This is a genomic window from Methanosarcina sp. (assembly GCF_028693135.1).
Lineage (GTDB): Archaea > Halobacteriota > Methanosarcinia > Methanosarcinales > Methanosarcinaceae > Methanosarcina.
Genome location: NZ_JAQUVZ010000017.1, coordinates 64,662 through 70,661, shown reverse-complemented (window position 1 = coordinate 70,661; position 6,000 = coordinate 64,662). Strand labels below are relative to the sequence as shown.

General features: G+C 33.5%; 3 protein-coding genes. 2 read left to right on the top strand and 1 reads right to left on the bottom strand.

The features are described 5' to 3' along the window. Nucleotides 1–270 precede the first annotated feature (270 nt). Together PHF18_RS09950 and pap are read left to right on the top strand one after the other, a co-directional pair. Nucleotides 271–735, top strand: coding sequence for a hypothetical protein (locus tag PHF18_RS09950; RefSeq protein ID WP_300101952.1), 465 nt, complete (start codon nt 271–273; stop codon nt 733–735). Between the two features lie 2,723 nt (nt 736–3,458). Then, nucleotides 3,459–5,021 (top strand): polyphosphate:AMP phosphotransferase, encoded by a 1,563-nt coding sequence (pap, locus tag PHF18_RS09945; protein WP_300101948.1) that lies wholly within the window; start codon nt 3,459–3,461, stop codon nt 5,019–5,021. A gap of 134 nt (nt 5,022–5,155) precedes the next feature. On the opposite strand, the gene PHF18_RS09940 is transcribed toward pap, so the two are convergent. Beyond that, entirely contained in the window at nt 5,156–5,686 is a 531-nt protein-coding gene (locus tag PHF18_RS09940) for a response regulator (protein WP_300101946.1), read from the bottom strand. Between the last annotated feature and the right edge of the window lie 314 nt (nt 5,687–6,000).

Below are 6,000 nucleotides of genomic sequence, written 5' to 3'. Positions count from 1 at the left end.
GGAAAGGCAAATAAGCTATGTTGATCTGTGAAAATTGAACTCTTTTTGTCGAAAATGAAACAAAAGTAAAAACTGAAATGGGATATTACCCAATTGTAGAATTCAAAAAGGTTTTGATACAGCCTGTCATATTTTCTTTATCGTCAAAAGAGGGATTAATATTAATAGGGTTATTACCTTAGACAGAAATCAAAGAGGAAATTAAGTGCTCAGACCTGGAACAGAATACATTTACTTCCGGATTTCAGGCATCGTTCAGGAGCGGATAATGTGGAATATAGGTATGACCTTAATGAGAAAACTCTTTACATTGAAGAAAACCGAATACCTGCGTATAGCCTGGAAAAAAATGAGATTGGGAATTGTACTAGCTGTGACTCCATGCTCATGAGCCTTAGTTATCACTCTGTAGGGGATAATATTGCAGTCATAACGAAGTGTATTTCATGCGGGGCTTTCTATGCAAATATATATGATTCCGACTGGAACTGGGTAGACGAAGTTCAGGTAACGCTGATTCCCATCCCCATTCCCATAAGCAACCCTGTTATTAACAGCTGGAAAGAGCTTGAAGAAGTCCCCCTAAAAAAACTGGAAGCAGTTTTTTCAAAAGGAGAGATTGAAGCTCTCTTTGCTCGGGCAAAAGACAAAAACCCGGTTCGCCAGTACCTTTATAGAGCTCGCAAAAAATATGATCTTTTTGAAGAAATCTTTGATTTAAAGCTGGAATTATAATTTCGTTACATATTCTTTTTTAGTTTTGGGGTAAAATGGAAAGAAATAACCTTGAAAACACAATTAATTATGTGTAATAATATAAAATCACCTATATTTAAAACACATGAGTTGATGCAAAAATCGGCAACATCAGACTTCATTTTAAAAAACATAAGTAACCCAGGTTCAAGCTTAAACAAGTACCTTTAAAAAATGCCAGAAAATGAAATAATATATACCGAACAATAACATACCGATTATGTAACAATTTGATGACACACCTGAGTCATGAGTTTAATAATATAAATTGGCAAATTAGTTAAATTTTAGCTATTAAATCGAATTAAAAATTATATATTACTATTTTCGATCCGATTTTATTATTTTCAAGCTATGTGTTGTAGCTATTTTTTAGGTTAACAAGGGTAGAGGATTTGATTGAAATAATATTATATAAAAATAGGTTAATAAAATGTCAGTTTTGATATCGTTTATATATTTGTAATGTAATAAATAAGCCAACATGCCTAAAAAAATTGAATTTAGAACAAGGAAATTGGGTCCGAAAAATTGATTATCTCAGAATCAAAATTAAAACTATATTTGGCCAGACATTCTAGCAGATAATATAATGCTGCAATATATATGGATCAGTTATTTAAGTTTCATCTATGTGTTTTAGTATACTATTACACTTAATAGTCCTAGGATTTGATTGAAATAATATTATATAAAAATGGTTACTGACTAATTCTTTTAGTAGTTAATATATATTTATCACAAAATAAAAATATACCCTGCATAAAATAATTAGCAACTAATTAGTATGGGGACAAAATAATTAATTAAAAAAAGAGTTCCATTCTAAAAAAAATTTATTTACCCTCATACCATGAATTTTAGAGCAAATCAGTAAACAAAAAAAACAGAAATTATTTCTCGGACATCCAGATGTCCTTTTGCTGAACAAAACAGCGAATCTGTAATATATCCACATAATAATAATTATCTGCATGCATAAGGGTCGTTTTTAATTTCAGGGCTCCATTTTTGAGCCGTCTCTTTTACATATTTGGAATATTTTAAACAGTAAATTCCTATACTATATGGGAATCGATTTCTTATTGAGTGCAATTCCCGGATCAACCCCCAATTTAGTAAACCCGACTATTCCAGAGACTATAGTAATATAGGGTATACGGCAGACCACCGCAATATTAAATACGAAACAATGTTACCGAAAAATAATTCTGAAAAAGGATAGAACTATACATATAGTATCTATGTACAGAAACTTCTATTAGAAACTTCTATTAATTTCATTTTTCTAAACAATCCTCCTTAAAAAATGCCCCACTATCCTATTAAAAACTATTTGTGTACATATATGTGCTTTAATGACTTTTTTCTACCTATGTGTATGTAGGTGTATTTTACTTGAATGGTCTACCCTATTTGCTCAAAAAAATATATTATAAATATAGGGTAATTTTAAATACACTGTCTGTAATATTTCTGTATGGACAATAATAATTTTAAAAGTTGGGGGGTTGGAAAAAAATTTAATTTAGAAATAAGTAATTTTTACAAAATATAAGTTAATTTTTTTGAGTAATATACCTTATTATTCACAATATAAGTTATTATATTATGGGTGTTTAAATGATGAGTAACTCAATAATGGCTTAATAGAAATACAGATAATAATATAAATATATTAAAAAGTATAATTCTTTTTTCTATTACATCTAAAAAATACGAATACTTTTATGTATGCATTTGTAAGTATTATATAATATCTAATCACATGCCCTCATATATATGTTATTTAGTAATTATTTTTGGATGCATCAGGCAATTAAATTTATCCCATGTAATTTATTTATAATGTACATCCGGCAATAGTAATTTTACAAGAAATGGTGCCCAATTAAAACATATTTCTAAATATACATAATCTTGACAAGGGGTATTAGGAACATATAATAAAACAGCATATTAATAACAGATATTTTAACAAATATCTTAAATTATATCGTATATTGGATATACCTTATTGTAATATAAATGTATCTACATTATTTAAAATATGCTATATATAATTTTAATTAGAAAATACCTAATTGTAGTGCTACATAAATAAACATATATCTAATTATGTATCATACAGGGATTTAGACAGATTGTTATATTATATTGAAGTATGTTAAAGAAAATGTATTATGCAGAGCATAATCTTCAAAAACATATGATTCACCTTAAGTATTCTAAATAAATTATTTGACTATGTTTATAATATATTTTTTGTACTCATTTGTATAGACTAATTGAAATGCAATAGCCGTAAAAAACATATTGATAAGTAAAACTAAAGATTTGACTATATTTTCTCTAGATATGGCAAAAATAAGCAGGCCATTTTAAAACTTCGACGATGACTCTGATATAATCAATTGTTTTTTATTGTAGACCAGTTATATTGTGAATATTTAAAATCGGAAATAATTTAGATAGTAAATACTTCTAGATAATACTTCTAGATAATACTTTTATCTTTATTCACCTTTACAGCTTACTTATCTTTACTTACCATTACCTTACTTGCCTTTATTCACTACTTACACCCCATCTGCCTCAAAAATTTAAATAACTGATTAGAAATATCTATAATCGTGTTATGAGGTATAGTAAATAAAGACAAAACTTTATACCTGCATAATTAATATTGCTCTAAACACATTATGAAAAATTTTGTTTTAAAGAAGAACACAGGAATCCCCATGCTTGAAAACGTTGACTTATCCCAGACAATACCAAATGACGAATATAAGAAGAGTATGAAAACCCTTGAAGTTAAGCTCGGTGCTCTTCAACGAAGGGCATGGGAGTTGAAAATACCCATCATACTTGTTTTTGAAGGCTGGCATGCATCAGGGATGGGAGAGGATATCAACCGTTTTATCCTGCCTCTGGACCCAAGAGGATTTGATTTTCATACCATGACCAGGCCCTGTTATGATGACCGCCTCAAGCCTTTCCTTCTGCGGTTCTGGGAGCTGATCCCTGTAAAAGGAAGAATTGGGATCTTTGACCGAAGCTGGTACAGCAGAGCAATAATCGAGCTCTTCGGAAAAGAAAAAGGTGAAAAAGGCGAAAAAGCCCTGGAAAATATCCTGGAAGAAATAACCTATTTTGAGCGCCAGCTAGCGGATGATGGGTACTTGATACTCAAGTTTTTCCTCCACATCAGTGAGAAAGAACAGAAAGAGCGTTTCAAGGAAATCAAGAAAAAAGATATTCCTCTTATTCTCGATGAATATGAAGGGAAAAACGGAAAAGAACTGGATTTTATCGAGCAATATGAAGAATACCTGCCTGTTGTAGAAAAAATACTTGAGAAAACAGATAGCCCCAATGCCCCCTGGACAATAGTCGAGGCAAACGACAGGAACTTTGCAGTCCTGAAAATCATGGTAACAGTAACTCATGCAATTGAGACCTCTATTGAAAAGATAACAAGGACTCCGGGGCAGCAGACAATCAAATATCTTGACATAGCAACTACAAATCTCCCTGTACTTAACGGTTCAACCCTGGAAAAGACCGACCTCTCAAAAACCATTTCTATGGAAGAATACAGGGAGTCTAAAAAGCTTTATCAGAATAGACTCGAAGCCCTCCAATATGAACTTTTTAGAAAAAAACGTTCAGTGGTCATAATCTTTGAAGGTTGGGATGCTGCAGGTAAAGGAGGGGGCATTCGCCGCCTTGTTGAAGAACTCAACCCCCGGCTTTACAGGGTTGTGCCTGTGGGATCACCGAATGATACGGAAAAAGCCCACCAGTACCTCTGGCGTTTCTGTGATGCAATACCACTGGCCGGACATATAACTATTTTTGACCGGAGTTGGTACGGCCGTGTCCTCGTAGAAAGAGTGGAAGGGTTCTGTACGGAAGAAGAATGGGGAAGAGCCTACAGGGAAATCAATGAGTTTGAAAAAATACTTGTTGATGCAGGAGCAATCATCTTCAAATTCTGGCTTCAGATAGATAAAGAAACCCAGCTCGAGCGTTTCGAAAGCCGACGAAATGATCCGGAAAAAAACTGGAAAATTACAGACGACGACTGGCGAAACCGGAACAGATGGAATGACTATAAAGTTGCAGTCGATGAGATGCTCCAAAAAACAAGTACTACAGGTGCCTCATGGATAATTATCGAATCCCGAGACAAGCGGTATTCAAGGGCAAAAATCCTGAAAACCGTAGTTGAAGCCATTGAAGAAGAATTGAAGAAGAATTGAAGACGGCTTAAAAAATTAAATTGGGTTTAAAATGATTAGAGTAAATTAAAGGTACCTTAAAAAACGGAATAAATTTAATAAAGAAGAGATGAAGAATTGAATAAATTGAATATATGCTCAAAAAATCTGGAAAATCATTTTAAATTCTGAAGACTTTCAGTGCATTCACCAGGCTCAGGAAGGTTTCTGGATCTTTTACCACACTTTTCAAAACTTTTTTCAAAACTTTTTTCAGACTTTTCGGAACCTTTTTCAGCTTTATCAGAGCCCTTTTCAAGCTCATTTTTTTCCATCCTGTGCCTGCGCAAAGCTACATCAATACCTTTTTGCAGGTCTTTTTCATCAAAGGGTTTCACAATATACCCCAGAGGTCCCGTCTTCCAGGCATTTTCCACAATTTTGCTGTCGGAACAGGCAGTCAGGTAAACCACGGGCACATCAAAGCGTGCCTGGATCTCTTTTGCAGCTTCTATTCCATTCATGTCTCCTTTCAGCATTATGTCCATTAGCACAAGGTCAGGAAAAGTGCCTTCGGCTTTGCTTATAGCATCCTCTCCGGATGAAGCAACACCTACTGGTGTATACCCCAAAATCTTTAACATCCGTTTGATTCCCATTGCAACAATATGTTCATCTTCGACAATCAGAATTCTTCCTTCTGGCATTAATTGCACCTTCGTTTTTTGCTTCAGCTCCAGACTTATTTTTATTTCCCCATTTACCCTACTGAAGCTGTTGATTTCACTACCAATATCATTATCAATCTTTCTATCAACTGGATTCAAATCTTACCTTCCCCCTTCAAAAAAGGCATGTTTAAGAGCTTTTGACACAGGCTTGATGGCAGCCAATATTCACCCCCAGGCAACCCCCTGGACTACCATTATTCCCTCTCTCCAGCAGCTTTATAACCGTAAAAACCACGTGGTCAAACAAAGACTCAACCCGAGAGTTTTTCTAATACGAGTCTCTATATAAA